The sequence below is a fragment of the Nocardia sp. NPDC052316 genome (genome assembly GCF_044547795.1).
Taxonomy (GTDB): Bacteria; Actinomycetota; Actinomycetes; order Mycobacteriales; family Mycobacteriaceae; genus Nocardia.
Genome location: NZ_JBIUBB010000006.1, coordinates 865,367 through 878,674 on the forward strand (window position 1 = coordinate 865,367; position 13,308 = coordinate 878,674).

Genomic DNA, 13,308 nt, shown 5'->3' on the forward strand with positions numbered 1-13,308 from the left:
CGGGCCCAACTCACCTGCGAATTCACCGCCGTTCGCCGGGGCCACCGTCGTGGCACCCAGGTGCGACCCGACGACGCGGGGTGGCGGGGGAGCGGATGATGGTTCCTTCGGAACGCCGTGACAGGATGGGGACCGTGAGTACCGTCTACGACTGCGCGGATCCCGACACGCGCGCCGCCGGACTGACCGCAGCCACCAGCGCCCTGAAGTCCGGGCGACTCGTCGTGCTGCCCACCGACACGCTCTACGGCCTGGCGGCCGACGCTTTCGATGCCACCGCGGTGAGCGAGCTGCTCGCGGCCAAGCGCCGCGGCCGCGACATGCCGGTGCCGGTCCTGGTCGGCTCCTGGCACACCATCGACGGCCTGGTTTTCTCGGTGCGCCCGCAGGCGCGCGAGCTGATCCGGGCGTTCTGGCCCGGCGGCCTGAGTCTCGTTGTGCAGCAAGCCCCTTCGCTCGCCTGGGACCTCGGCGATACGCGCGGCACCGTGATGCTGCGGATGCCACTGCACCCGGTCGCCCTGGAGCTGCTGCGCGAGGTCGGCCCGCTCGCGGTCTCCAGCGCCAATGTCTCGGGCCAGCCGCCCGCCAAGACCGCCGCCGAAGCCCGCGACCAACTGGGTGAGCTCGTCGGCGTCTACCTCGACGGCGGCCCCGCCGACCATGCCGTCGCCTCCACCATCATCGACCTGACCGCCGACCAGCCGCGCATCCTGCGCGAGGGCGCGGTCCCCATCGGCGACATCGCCGACGTGCTCGGTATGTCGCCGGAGGCGCTGACCAGCGCCTCCACCCGATGATCGGTGGGTGCCGCGGATGACAGGTTCGGGTGCCGTCGTTCCCCTGCGGGAGCTACTGCTCGTACTGCTCATCTCCGCGGTCGTCACCTTCCTGGCCACCGGCGGGATCCGGGTGCTCGCCATCGGGTTCGGCGCCGTCGCGGTGCCGCGCGAGCGTGATGTGCACGTCAAGCCCATTCCCCGGATGGGTGGTGTCGGCATCTACGTCGGGGTGGTGGCGGCGATGTTGTTCGCCCACCAACTTCCCGCGCTGCGCAACGGTTTCGACTACAGCCCGAATATTCCGCTCGCGGTGCTGGTCGGGAGCACGATCATTGTCGCGGTCGGCATCGTCGACGACCGCTGGGGCCTCGACGCGCTGACCAAGTTCGCCGGACAGGTGACCGCAGCGGGTGTGATGGCTGTCATGGGGTTGAGCTGGTACAGCATCTACAACCCGTTCAACAACACCACGGTCTTCCTGGACGCGCTGCAAGGTGGTCTGATCACCGTGGGGGTCACGGTGACCCTGGTGAACGCGATGAACTTCGTGGACGGACTCGATGGCCTCGCGGCCGGTCTCGGGCTGATCGCGGCGGTCGCGGTCTTCGTGTTCGCGCTGGGCTTGATGAACGACCAGGGTGGCTCGGTCGACACCTATCCGCCCGCCTTGTTAGCGGCCGCGTTGGCCGGCGCCTGTCTCGGGTTCCTGCCGCACAACTTCCAGCCCGCGCGAATATTCATGGGTGATTCCGGCTCGATGCTGATCGGCCTGGTGCTGGCCGCGGTGTCCACCAGCGCGTCGGGCCGCATCCCGCTGCAGGGCTTCGGCACCCGCGACATCGTCGGTCTGCTGTCGCCGCTGCTGCTGGTCGGCGCGGTCATGTTCATTCCGGTGCTGGATCTGGTGCTGGCGATCGTCCGGCGGGTACGGGCGGGTGTGAGTTTCTCCACTCCGGACAAGATGCACCTGCACCACCGTTTGCTGCAGATCGGCCACTCGCATCGGCGCGTGGTGCTGCTCATCTACTTGTGGGTCGGGATCCTCGCGTTCGGCGCGGTCGGCACGGCGCTGATGAACCTCACCCTGGTCGTCTTGCTGGTGGCAGGCGGACTGGTCTTCGCCCTCGTCGTGACGGCCATTCCGGGCCTGCGGCGCGGGGAGGCCGCTGAGGACGGACCACCCGCCGGGTAAGGTTCGCTGATGTGAGCTTTACTCCCACTCCGGTCCCAGGTCCTGACGCCCCGCTCAAGGCGGCGCTGCGCTACGGCCTGATCGGGCTCGGTGTGCTGGTCGTGCTGTCCGTCGCGATCGGCGCCGCGGCCGCGGGCGTGCCCGGCCTGTGGGGTGCGCTGATCGGCTCGGCCATCGGCGGCGGCTTCATCCTGACCACCGCCGCCGTGGTGCTGTTCGGCGCGAAGTTGCCGCCGACCACGGCGGGCATGGTGATGCTGGCCAGCTGGGTCGGCAAAATGCTGGTGGCCCTTTTGGTCATAGCGATACTGAATCAATTCGATTTCTATGACCGAATGGTCCTTTTTCTTACCGTGATCGGCGCGCTGGTCATCGTGCTCGGTGCCGAGACGTATGGCGTTGTCCGGCAGCGCGTTCCGTACGTGACGGTGCCCGATGCGACGCCGGATGCACCGCCTCGGGAAGATTGATCCCCACCCACCTACACGCTGTCGTAGATAACTTGGTAAAGTGTTGGTAAGCAAGCAACCAAGCGAGGGGGGATCGCCAAGATCCCTCCGAGTGCCGCTATGCTTACTGCCGTGCCGGGCTCTGAGGGTTCCGGTTCTGCATGTCGACGATGTCGCCGACACACGTACAGACGCCAGGTGGAATCACAACCCGCCGCACAGCTGCTGACGAACTTCGAGCCGACCTGAGTCGACCCAAATTGATCGTCAATGTCCGATCGAACCGTGGGATCAACCGAACCCACGGCCCGAACACGGGAGAGAACGCTGAGCGTCACCACTTTGGCGGGCGAGTTCCACGCGCCATCGCTGTCCGACTTCTTCCCTCCAGCGCTGCTGTTCGAGGGTACGCCGTTCGAAATCGATCGTTTGATGGGTATCCGGCTCCTGATGACCGCGGTGCTGGTCATCGTGATGGTCCTCGCATTCCGGAATCCCCGCATCATCCCGCGCGGGCTGCAGAACGTCGCCGAAACCGGTCTCGTCTTCGTCAAGGAACAGATTTCCGACGAAGTTTTGGGTAAGGAATCCGGCCGCAAGTTCTTCCCGCTCATCGCGACGGTCTTCTTCACGGTCCTGTTTCTGAACTTCTCCGGCATCATTCCCGGGTTGAACATCTCCTCGAACGCCCGAATCGGCATGCCGCTGGTGCTGGCCGCTGTGGCGTACATCGCGTTCAACTACGTGGGCATCAAGAAGTACGGATTCGTCAAGTACATGCGCAGCAGCATCGTGGTGCCGAATGTGCCGCCCGCGCTGCATCTGCTGCTGATTCCCATCGAGTTCCTCTCGACGTTCATCCTGCGTCCGTTCACTCTGATGGTCCGACTCATGGCAAACATGCTGGCCGGACATATCATGTTGGTGTTGTTCTTCAGCGCTACCTGGTTCTTCCTGTTCGACGCCGCTGCCTGGATGAAGGTGTTCTCGCCGTTCTCGCTCGCGGCCGGCCTGGGCTTCACGCTCTTCGAGATGTTGGTCATCTTCCTGCAGGCCTATGTGTTTGCGCTGCTGACCGCCGTTTACATCGGACTCGCGCAAAACGCGGATTCACACTGACCTGCCTGACTTACCGGAAAAACTGCTACACCTCGCCGACCGGCGGGTGTGCAACAGAAAGGGAATGGAAGACTCATGAGCCTCGCGTACCTGGCCCAGGAAGCCGCAACCACCTCTGAGAAGGTCAAGGGATACGGCGCCATCGGCTTCGGTCTGGCGGCTATCGGCCCCGGCATCGGCGTCGGCATCGTCGTCGGTAAGGCCATCGAAGGCATCGCCCGTCAGCCTGAGCTGCAGGGCCAGATCCGGACCACCATGTTCCTCGGCATCGCGTTCACCGAGGCGCTTGCCCTGATCGGCCTCGTCGCCGGCTTCATCTTCTGATTCCGATGAACGAGTTCTCTGTTCTCGCAGCGGAAAGCGGAGAGGATGTGAATCCTCTTATCCCCGAGACGTACGACATCGTGTGGTCGATCGTCTGCGTCGCGATCATCGCGGTCCTCTTCTACAAGTACGTGATCCCGCGTCTGATGAAGACGCTCGACGAGCGCACCGACAAGATCGAAGGCGGCATCAAGCGCGCCGAGATCGCCCAGGAAGAGGCCCAGCTCACGCTGCAGCAGTACCAGCAGCAGTTGGCCGAAGCCCGGCTGGAGGCCGCACGCATCCGTGAGGAAGCGCGCACCCAGGGCCAGCAGATCCTCGCGCAGATGCGCGCGGACGCACAGGCCGAAAGTGACCGCATCGTCGCCGCGGGTCACAGCCAGCTGGAAGCACAGCGCCAGCAGATCCTGACCGAACTGCGCACCGAACTCGGCCACACGGCCGTAGATTTGGCCGAAAAGATTATCGGGCAGTCGGTTTCGGACGAAGCTAAGCAGGCGGCGTCGATCGAGCGGTTCCTGACCGAACTCGACGACGAGTCGAAAGCCGGCATCGGGGTCGGAAGGTAGCCATGCCTGATCGAGTCAGCGGCCGGAGGCGGCAGCGGAGCGTAACCACGCAGGCCGCCTCTGGCAGGCAGAATCGAGCTGAGTGAAAGTGAGAAGCATGTACGCAGCGAGCCGCGAGGCCTGCGCCCGGTCTCGGGAGGCGCTCAGGGCCGCTCTGACCGGAAGCGACAGTGTCGCGGCAACGACGGGGTCCGAACTGTTCGCCGTTGTCGCCGTGCTGGACGACCAGCGTTCGCTGCGTGTTGCGCTCGCGGACGTGTCGGTGCCCGGCTCGGCCAGGGCCGAGCTCAGTGAGCGGGTCTTCAGCGGAAAGGTCAGCCCGGCCACCCTGGCCGTGCTGACCACCGCGGTGGCCCAGGACTGGTCCCGGACCGCCGACCTGGTCGACACCCTGGTGTTGCTCGGGCAAGAGGCGTTGCTGGAGTCGGCGGCCGACAGCGGCCGTCTCGACGCGGTCGAGGACGAGCTGTTCCGGCTCGGTCGGATCATCAGCGACAACCCCGAGCTGGAGCAGGCCCTCTCCGATCGGACGAAGCCGGCCGAGGCCAAGCGGGAACTGGTCGATCGCCTGCTCACCGGCAAGACCGAATCCATCACCCTAACCCTGGCTGAGCAAGTGGTGACCAGGCAGAAGACGGCAGTCGGGGTGGCATTCGACGAACTGTCCGACCTGGCCGCGGCCCGCCGCGACCAGATCGTGGCGCACGTGCGCGCGGCGATCGAACTGTCGGCGCAGCAGCGCGAGCGGCTCGCCGCCTCGCTGCATCGCATCTACGGCAAGCCGGTCCAGGTGCACGTCCAGGTCGACCCGAGTCTGCTGAGCGGGCTCGTCGTACACGTCGGCGACGACGTCATCGACGGCAGCGCCATCGGCCGACTGGAACGGCTGCGTCGGTCCCTGACCTGACGTCCCCATACCCCCCGACATTCGACACAGCGAGAGCAGGAAGAACATGGCGGAGCTGACGATCTCCTCCGACGAGATCCGTAGCGCGATCGAGAGCTACACGCAGAGCTACACCCCCGAGACCTCCATCGAAGAAGTCGGTGTTGTCACCGACACCAGCGACGGCATCGCGCATGTCAGCGGCCTGCCCTCGGCGATGGCCAACGAACTGCTCGAGTTCCCGGGTGGCGTGCTCGGCGTGGCGCTGAACCTCGAGGACCGCTCGATCGGTGCGGTCATCCTCGGCGAGTACGCCGACCTCGAAGAGGGCCAGCAGGTCCGCCGGACCGGCGACGTGCTCTCCGTCCCGGTGGGCGACAACTTCCTCGGCCGCGTGGTCGACCCGCTCGGCCAGCCGATCGACGGCCTCGGCGAGATCGAGGCCGAAGAGCGGCGCGTGCTCGAGCTGCAGGCCGCGACCGTGCTGGAGCGTCAGCCGGTCGAGGAGCCGCTGGCCACCGGCATCACCGCCATCGACGCGCTGACCGCGATCGGCCGTGGCCAGCGTCAGCTGATCATCGGCGACCGCAAGACCGGCAAGACCGCGGTCTGCATCGACGCGATCCTGGCGCAGAAGGCGAACTGGGACTCCGGCGACCCGTCCAAGCAGGTGCGCTGCATCTACGTCGCCATCGGCCAGAAGGGTTCCACCATCGCGGGCGTCAAGACCGCGCTGGAGGCCCGCGGTGCGCTGGAGTACACCACCATCGTCGCGGCCCCCGCGTCGGACTCGGCCGGCTTCAAATGGCTTGCGCCGTACACCGGTTCGGCCCTCGGCCAGCACTGGATGTACCAGGGCAAGCACGTCCTCATCGTGTTCGACGACCTGACCAAGCAGGCCGAGGCGTACCGCGCCATCTCGCTGCTGCTGCGTCGCCCGCCGGGCCGCGAGGCGTACCCGGGTGACGTCTTCTACCTGCACTCGCGTCTGCTGGAGCGTTGCGCCAAGCTGTCCGACGAGATGGGCGCGGGCTCGATGACCGGTCTGCCGATCATCGAGACCAAGGCCAACGACATCTCGGCGTTCATCCCGACCAACGTGATCTCGATCACCGACGGCCAGGTGTTCCTCGAGTCCGACCTGTTCAACAAGGGCGTCCGCCCGGCGATCAACGTCGGTACCTCGGTCTCCCGTGTCGGTGGCGCGGCCCAGACCAAGGGCATGAAGAAGGTCGCGGGCTCGCTGCGTCTGGAGATGGCGCAGTTCCGCGAGCTGGAGGCGTTCTCCGCCTTCGCCTCCGACCTCGATGCCGCGTCGCTGGCGCAGCTCGAGCGCGGCGCCCGCTGGGTCGAGCTGCTCAAGCAGGACCAGTACTCGCCGGTGCCGGTCGAGAACCAGATCGTCTCGATCTTCCTGGTCGACGCGGGTTACTACGACTCGGTCCCGGTCGCCGACATCCGCCGCTTCAACAACGAGCTGCTCGAGCACCTGCACCGCGTCGCGGGCGATGCCTTCGCCTCGATCGAGGGCGGCAAGGTCCTCAAGGACGAGGCGGCCGATCAGATCAAGTCGGAGACCGACAAGTTCAAGCAGGGCTTCCTCGCCTCCGATGGCAGCCGTGTGGTGAACGAGGCCGAGGCGGGAGATCTCGAGCACGAAGAGGTCGAGACGCTGTCGGTCACCCGCAAGCACGTCGAGAAGTGACCCAGGTTCGGGACTGATGCGAGCTATTCGTAATACCGATGCGAATGAAGGGAGTGTGAACCGCTGATGGCAAGTTTGCGTGAATTGCGCTCCCGCATTCGTGGTGTGAATTCGATCAAGAAGATCACCAAGGCCCAGGAGCTGATCGCGACCTCGCGAATCTCCAAGGCACAGGCCAGGGTTGCGGCCGCCAAGCCGTACGCCGAGGAGATCACCAAGGTCCTCGGTGAGCTGGCGAACGCGTCGCAGAATCTGACCCACCCACTGCTGACCGAGCGCGCCGAGCCGCGCCGGGCGGCGGTGCTGGTGATCACCAGTGACAGCGGCATGGCCGGTGGCTACAACTCGAACGTGCTCAAGCGGGCCGAAGAGTTGATGCACACGCTGCGCGGCGAGGGCAAAGAGCCGGTGATCTACGTGATGGGCAGCAAGGGCATCACGTACTACACCTTCCGCAACCGTCCGCTGGTCGCCGCGTGGCACGGGTTCTCGCAGCAGCCGAAGTACACCGATGCCTCGGAGGCGTGCCACCACCTGGTGGACGCCTTCATGGCAGGCTCCGACGGCCAGGTGCCCGCTCCGGACGGATCGGGCGAGATCGCCGGCGTCGACGAGCTGCACATCGTGTACACGCGGTTCGTGTCGATGCTGACGCAGACCCCGGAGGTGCGCCGGTTGGCGCCGATCCAGGTCAGCTACGTCGATGAGAACTTCGACATGGGCGAGGACTTCGTCTCCGATTCGCCGACGGCGGATGTGCACGCGCAGTACGAGTTCGAGCCCGACGCCGATGTGCTGCTGGCGGCGCTGCTGCCCAAGTACATCAACACGCGTATCTACTCATCGTTGCTCGAGGCAGCGGCATCCGAGTCCGCGGCTCGGCGCACCGCAATGAAGGCAGCCACCGACAACGCCAACGAACTTGCCACGGACCTTTCCCGGCAGGCGAACTCGGTGCGGCAGGCCCAGATCACGCAGGAAATCAGCGAAATTGTCGGCGGCGTAAACGCGCTGGCTTCGAGCTCGGACCGCGACTAAGCGCAGGAAGAGAAAAATGACCGCAGCAGTCACGCAAGACAACACGAGTCGGACCGGCGCAGACTCAGGTCGCGTCGTCCGAGTCATCGGCCCCGTCGTCGACGTCGAGTTCCCGAGGGGCTCGATTCCCGACCTGTTCAACGCCCTGAACGCCGAGATCGAACTGACCTCGGTGGCCAAGACCCTGACCCTCGAGGTCGCCCAGCACCTCGGTGACGGCATCGTCCGCTGCATCTCGATGCAGCCCACCGACGGCCTGGTCCGTGGCGCCACCGTCACCGACTCCGGCAAGCCGATCTCGGTGCCGGTCGGCGACGTCGTCAAGGGTCACGTCTTCAACGCCCTCGGCGATTGCCTCGACACCCCGGGACTCGGCCGCGACGGCGAGCAGTGGGGCATCCACCGCAAGCCCCCGTCATTCGACCAGCTCGAGGGTAAGACCGAGATCCTGGAGACGGGCATCAAGGTCATCGACCTGCTCACCCCGTACGTGAAGGGTGGCAAGATCGGCCTGTTCGGTGGCGCCGGTGTCGGCAAGACCGTGCTCATCCAGGAGATGATCACCCGTATCGCGCGGGAGTTCTCCGGTACCTCCGTGTTCGCCGGCGTCGGCGAGCGCACCCGTGAGGGCACCGACCTCCGCCTGGAAATGGAAGAGATGGGCGTCCTCCCGGACACCGCCCTCGTCTTCGGCCAGATGGACGAGCCGCCGGGCACCCGTATGCGCGTCGCCCTCTCGGCCCTCACCATGGCCGAGTACTTCCGCGACGTGCAGCACCAGGACGTGCTGCTGTTCATCGACAACATCTTCCGGTTCACCCAGGCCGGTTCCGAGGTGTCGACGCTGCTCGGCCGCATGCCTTCGGCCGTCGGTTACCAGCCGACCCTCGCGGACGAGATGGGTGAGCTCCAGGAGCGCATCACCTCGACCCGTGGCCGGTCGATCACCTCGCTGCAGGCGATCTACGTGCCCGCCGACGACTACACCGACCCGGCGCCGGCGACCACCTTCGCCCACCTCGATGCGACGACCGAGCTCTCCCGCCCGATCTCGCAGAAGGGCATCTACCCGGCCGTCGACCCGCTGACCTCGACCTCCCGCATCCTGGAGGCCTCGATCGTCGGCGACCGGCACTTCGCCGTTGCCAACGAGGTGAAGCGAATCCTGCAGAAGTACAAGGAGCTGCAGGACATCATCGCCATCCTCGGCATGGACGAGCTCTCCGAAGAGGACAAGGTCCTCGTCGGTCGCGCCCGTCGCCTGGAGAAGTTCCTCGGCCAGAACTTCATCGTGGCCGAGAAGTTCACCGGTCAGGTCGGTTCGGTGGTTCCGCTGGAGCAGACCATCGACGACTTCGACCGGGTCTGCAAGGGCGAGTTCGACCACTTCCCGGAGCAGGCGTTCAACAGCTGCGGTGGCCTCGACGATGTCGAGGCGGCCGCGAAGAAGATCGCCGGAAAGTAGTCACCGATGTCGGAAATGTCAGTTGACCTGGTCGCCGTCGAACGACGGCTCTGGGCCGGGCAAGCGACGTTCGTCAGCGCGCAGACCACCGAGGGCCAGATCGGCATCATGCCGGGTCACGAGCCGCTGCTCGGCCAGCTGGTCGAGGGCGGCACGGTGGCCATCGTCTCCACCGACGGTGAGCGCATCGTCGCGGCGGTGCACGGCGGCTTCTTCTCCGTGACCGCGAGCACGGTCCGTATCCTGGCCGAGTCCGCGGAGTTCGCGGACGAGGTGGATGTCGAGGCGGCACGGCGTGTGCTGGCCGACTCGGCGGCCAGCGAAGAGGATCAGCTCGCGGCGCAGGCCCAGGTCCGCGCGGCGGAGCAGGCTGCGAGCGCGTAAGCGACAACCGGATATTCGAGCACGAGACTGTCGGCGGCGAAGAGACCTTCGCCGCCGACAGTTGTCTTCACACCCACTTGTGGTCGTCTTAATACACGGCCCCCCAGTTTGTAAACTTGGTGTCGTGGTTGAATGACCGCACGGCGGTGCGAGCGACGAGCCCGGAGGCGGTAGCTTGCGTATCCACGGAGGGCTTGCGAGTACCGCCAATTGAATAGGGTGTCGACGACACGGCGACAGAGCGAAGGGACGAACTGCATTGCAGACCGGGATGGTTCTCCTGATCATTCTGGTGCTCACGCTCGTGTTCTTGGCCCTGGCCTCGACCTATCGCCTGATCATGTTGCGGCGCGGCGGAACCGCCGCACTGTTGCGGGTATTGCCCGCCCGCGGTGGTCAGGGTTGGCGGCACGGTCTGCTCCGATATGACGAAGACCGAATGGTCTTTTTTAAGCTGACCAGCCTGAAACTCGGCCCCGACTGCACAATTCACCGCCAGGGCATCGAGATCGGCGACCGCCGCGGGCCCGTCGGCGACGAATTCGACATCATGAGCGACGACATCGCGGTGATCGCGGTGGCCGATCGAGAGGGCAGTTTCGAACTCGCCCTGGATCGGGCCTCGCGGACCGCGTTTCTGTCCTGGGTGGAGTCGCGCCCCTCGGACCGCACCCGCCGAATGCGTTGATCCCACGCACTCCGGCTGCGTGACGAAAAGATTCCACTGTGGGCCGCAACAACTGATCTCGTGCGAACTGGGTCCCAGAACCGAGGTGAATCCGATCGCAGGCCCGGAACGCAACAGTCGAGCGCATTGCTGTGCGGCAGGGGGCTCAGAACGGCGGGGGAGCTAGGGTTGGTCCTGTGAGTGTTCATCTGACGCGGATCTATACGCGCACCGGCGATGACGGGACCACTGGTCTCAGCGACTTCTCGCGGGTGGCGAAGACCGATCCTCGGCTGGTCGCGTACGCGGATTGCGATGAGACGAACGCCGCAATCGGGGTGGCGATCGCGCTCGGGCAGCCCGAGGAGCAGTTGCGTGCGGTACTGCTGCAGATACAGAACGATCTGTTCGATGCGGGCGCCGATCTGTCTACCCCCATTGTCACGGAGCCGAAGTATCCGCCGCTGCGCATCACCCAGCCCTACATCGACCGGCTCGAAGGCTGGTGCGATGAGTTCAATGCCGAACTGCCCGCACTGAATTCGTTCATTCTGCCGGGCGGTACCCCGCTGGCGGCGCTGCTGCACACAGCGCGCACCGTCGCCCGGCGCGCGGAACGTTCTGCCTGGGCAGCCATCGAGACACACCCGGACGACACGAATGTTTTGCCGGCCAAGTACCTGAACCGGCTGTCGGATCTGCTGTTCATCCTGAGCCGGGTGGCCAATCCCGGCGGCGATATCCTGTGGAAGCCCGGCGGAACCAGGTCGAGCACCTGATAATGCTCGAGACGTGAGGACGCATGTCCTCGAGTTCTTGGGTTACACCCCGGGTAGACCCAGAACTCAGCACCGGCACCCGACCGCCGGCCCGCAACCGAACTACCGTGGCACCCACTAGTGCGCTGAATACCCGGAGTGGCGGAACAGTGCCGCAACTATCCTTGCACCCAACAGTGCGCCGAATACGCGGAGAGGCGGCATGGAACGGTTTTTGGTTACCGGCGGGAACAGACTCGTCGGTGAAGTCGCGGTGGGGGGCGCCAAGAACAGCGTCCTCAAGCTGATGGCCGCTGCCTTGCTGGCCGAGGGCACCACCACGATCACGAACTGCCCGGACATTCTCGACGTGCCGCTGATGGGTGACGTGTTGCGCGGCCTCGGCTGCGACGTCGCGATCGATGGCGGGGTGGTCACCATCGACACCCCCGCAGAACCGAAGTACCACGCGGACTTTCCCGCGGTGACGCAGTTCCGTGCGTCGGTGTGTGTGCTCGGACCGCTGATGGCGCGCTGCAAGCGGGCGGTCGTCGCGCTGCCCGGCGGTGACGCGATCGGCTCCCGCCCGCTGGACATGCACCAGGCCGGCCTGCGGTTGCTCGGCGCGACCAGCGAGATCGAGCACGGTTGTGTGGTCGCGCGGGCCGACGAGCTGCAGGGCGCCAAGATTCGGCTCGACTTCCCTTCGGTGGGTGCGACCGAGAACATCCTGATGGCGGCCGTGCTCGCCGAGGGCGAGACGGTGATCGACAACGCCGCGCGCGAACCCGACATCGTCGACCTGTGCAACATGCTCGTGCAGATGGGGGCCCGTATCACCGGCGCGGGCACCTCGGTGCTGACGGTGCAGGGCGTCAAGCGGTTGTCGCCGACCACCCATCGCGTGATCGGCGACCGCATCGTCGCGGCGACCTGGGGCATCGCCGCCGCGATGACCATGGGCGACGTCCGGGTGACCGGGGTGAATCCGAAGCATCTGTCGTTGGTGCTGGACAAGCTGCGTTCGGCGGGCGCGCGGATCTCGTTCGAGCAGGACGGCTTCCGGGTCGTGCAGGCGGAGCGGCCGCGCGCGGTGAACTTCTCGACGCTGCCGTTCCCCGGGTTCCCCACCGATCTGCAGCCGATGGCCATCGGGCTCGCCGCGATCGCCGACGGCACCTCGATGATCACCGAGAACGTCTTCGAGGCGCGCTTCCGTTTCGTGGAGGAGATGATCCGGCTCGGCGCCGACGCGCGGACCGATGGTCATCACGCGGTGGTGCGCGGAATCCCGCGGCTGTCGAGCGCGCCGGTGTGGTCCTCCGACATCCGGGCGGGCGCCGGCTTGGTACTCGCCGGTCTGGTTGCCGACGGAACCACCGAGGTGCACGACGTCTTCCACATCGACCGCGGTTACCCGAATTTCGTCGAGCAGCTGCAGGCGCTGGGCGGTGAAGTGAAGCGGGTCGGCGCCGCGGAATGAAGCGTTAGCGCCGAAAACCGTTCCTGACCAGGCGATTTGACATCGTGCACGCAGACACGTAACTTTATTCGAGTCAGAGCGACACGGACACCGACCCGGAGCCGAGGAGCTGAGCGGAAACGCTGAGCGAAGGCCAGGGACACGAGGTAGTACGAGGAGCGCCTGACGCTCACACTAGCTTGACTGAGACCCCGATTTGGTTCTGGGGGAGCGGCTGAGCTAAGCTGGATAAGTTGCCTCACGGACGAACCGGTTAGCGCCGGGGATGAAGTGTGTGCGTGTGTTCTTTGAGAACTCAATAGTGTGTCGATGAATGTCAGTGCCAATTATTTATTGGTTCCGGCTTCTCATACCCCCCGGTTGAGAGGTTGGACATTTAGTCAGCAAATTCTTTTTGCTGGCGTTTTGTTTTGCTAGGTTTTCGGACTCTAGTTATTCTTCTGATTGACCTCTTCGGAGGTTGGTTGAGAGTCTTCAACGGAGAGTT

14 protein-coding genes are annotated in these 13,308 nt (G+C 65.4%); all 14 read left to right on the plus strand.

The window, feature by feature from the left end; translation table 11 throughout:
* Positions 1–134: 134 nt before the first annotated feature.
* The 14 genes from ACIHA7_RS31585 to murA all read left to right on the plus strand — a co-directional run bounded on the left by ACIHA7_RS31585 (position 135) and on the right by murA (position 12,821).
* A complete protein-coding gene (locus tag ACIHA7_RS31585; protein ID WP_135235070.1) occupies positions 135–800 on the plus strand; it encodes an L-threonylcarbamoyladenylate synthase in 666 nt (221 codons plus the stop codon).
* Between the two features lie 16 nt (positions 801–816).
* Positions 817–1,974: an MraY family glycosyltransferase gene (locus tag ACIHA7_RS31590; RefSeq protein ID WP_107654444.1), complete on the plus strand. Its 1,158-nt coding sequence runs from the start codon at positions 817–819 to the stop codon at positions 1,972–1,974.
* 11 nt (positions 1,975–1,985) lie between these two features.
* Complete coding sequence (locus tag ACIHA7_RS31595) at positions 1,986–2,444, plus strand: hypothetical protein (protein ID WP_397294523.1); 459 nt, start codon at positions 1,986–1,988, stop codon at positions 2,442–2,444.
* Positions 2,445–2,693: 249 nt separating this feature from the next.
* Entirely contained in the window at positions 2,694–3,542 is an 849-nt protein-coding gene (gene atpB, locus ACIHA7_RS31600; RefSeq protein WP_167768945.1) for a F0F1 ATP synthase subunit A, read from the plus strand.
* A 75-nt stretch (positions 3,543–3,617) separates the two neighbouring features.
* A complete protein-coding gene (locus ACIHA7_RS31605) occupies positions 3,618–3,866 on the plus strand; it encodes an ATP synthase F0 subunit C (protein ID WP_107654446.1) in 249 nt (82 codons plus the stop codon).
* 5 nt (positions 3,867–3,871) lie between these two features.
* Entirely contained in the window at positions 3,872–4,435 is a 564-nt protein-coding gene (locus ACIHA7_RS31610) for a F0F1 ATP synthase subunit B (protein WP_107654447.1), read from the plus strand.
* A 97-nt stretch (positions 4,436–4,532) separates the two neighbouring features.
* Positions 4,533–5,342 carry a F0F1 ATP synthase subunit delta gene (locus tag ACIHA7_RS31615; protein ID WP_147139488.1) on the plus strand — a complete coding sequence of 270 codons (810 nt, stop codon included), beginning with the start codon at positions 4,533–4,535 and terminating at the stop codon, positions 5,340–5,342.
* Positions 5,343–5,388: 46 nt separating this feature from the next.
* A complete protein-coding gene (gene atpA / locus ACIHA7_RS31620) occupies positions 5,389–7,026 on the plus strand; it encodes a F0F1 ATP synthase subunit alpha (RefSeq protein WP_397294524.1) in 1,638 nt (545 codons plus the stop codon).
* Positions 7,027–7,092: 66 nt separating this feature from the next.
* A complete protein-coding gene (locus ACIHA7_RS31625; protein WP_397294525.1) occupies positions 7,093–8,064 on the plus strand; it encodes a F0F1 ATP synthase subunit gamma in 972 nt (323 codons plus the stop codon).
* A 16-nt stretch (positions 8,065–8,080) separates the two neighbouring features.
* A complete protein-coding gene (gene atpD / locus ACIHA7_RS31630; RefSeq protein ID WP_397294526.1) occupies positions 8,081–9,529 on the plus strand; it encodes a F0F1 ATP synthase subunit beta in 1,449 nt (482 codons plus the stop codon).
* Positions 9,530–9,535: 6 nt separating this feature from the next.
* On the plus strand, positions 9,536–9,913 hold the full coding sequence (locus ACIHA7_RS31635) for a F0F1 ATP synthase subunit epsilon (RefSeq protein WP_397294527.1): 378 nt from the start codon (positions 9,536–9,538) through the stop codon (positions 9,911–9,913).
* A gap of 271 nt (positions 9,914–10,184) precedes the next feature.
* Positions 10,185–10,601 (plus strand): DUF2550 domain-containing protein, encoded by a 417-nt coding sequence (locus tag ACIHA7_RS31640; protein ID WP_186818745.1) that lies wholly within the window; start codon positions 10,185–10,187, stop codon positions 10,599–10,601.
* A 176-nt stretch (positions 10,602–10,777) separates the two neighbouring features.
* Entirely contained in the window at positions 10,778–11,359 is a 582-nt protein-coding gene (locus tag ACIHA7_RS31645) for a cob(I)yrinic acid a,c-diamide adenosyltransferase (protein WP_397294528.1), read from the plus strand.
* Positions 11,360–11,561: 202 nt separating this feature from the next.
* Positions 11,562–12,821 carry a UDP-N-acetylglucosamine 1-carboxyvinyltransferase gene (gene murA / locus ACIHA7_RS31650; protein ID WP_107654455.1) on the plus strand — a complete coding sequence of 420 codons (1,260 nt, stop codon included), beginning with the start codon at positions 11,562–11,564 and terminating at the stop codon, positions 12,819–12,821.
* The last annotated feature ends 487 nt before the right edge of the window (positions 12,822–13,308 follow it).

Bases quoted from the DNA above. Each gene is read 5' to 3' on its own strand.
- ACIHA7_RS31590 (WP_107654444.1), top strand. From the start codon at position 817: ATGACAGGTTCGGGTGCCGTCGTTCCCCTGCGGGAGCTACTGCTCGTA.
- atpB (WP_167768945.1), top strand. From the start codon at position 2,694: ATGTCCGATCGAACCGTGGGATCAACCGAACCCACGGCCCGAACACGG.
- ACIHA7_RS31605 (WP_107654446.1), top strand. From the start codon at position 3,618: ATGAGCCTCGCGTACCTGGCCCAGGAAGCCGCAACCACCTCTGAGAAG.
- ACIHA7_RS31610 (WP_107654447.1), top strand. From the start codon at position 3,872: ATGAACGAGTTCTCTGTTCTCGCAGCGGAAAGCGGAGAGGATGTGAAT.
- ACIHA7_RS31615 (WP_147139488.1), top strand. From the start codon at position 4,533: ATGTACGCAGCGAGCCGCGAGGCCTGCGCCCGGTCTCGGGAGGCGCTC.
- atpA (WP_397294524.1), top strand. From the start codon at position 5,389: ATGGCGGAGCTGACGATCTCCTCCGACGAGATCCGTAGCGCGATCGAG.
- ACIHA7_RS31625 (WP_397294525.1), top strand. From the start codon at position 7,093: ATGGCAAGTTTGCGTGAATTGCGCTCCCGCATTCGTGGTGTGAATTCG.
- atpD (WP_397294526.1), top strand. From the start codon at position 8,081: ATGACCGCAGCAGTCACGCAAGACAACACGAGTCGGACCGGCGCAGAC.
- ACIHA7_RS31635 (WP_397294527.1), top strand. From the start codon at position 9,536: ATGTCGGAAATGTCAGTTGACCTGGTCGCCGTCGAACGACGGCTCTGG.
- ACIHA7_RS31640 (WP_186818745.1), top strand. From the start codon at position 10,185: ATGGTTCTCCTGATCATTCTGGTGCTCACGCTCGTGTTCTTGGCCCTG.
- murA (WP_107654455.1), top strand. From the start codon at position 11,562: ATGGAACGGTTTTTGGTTACCGGCGGGAACAGACTCGTCGGTGAAGTC.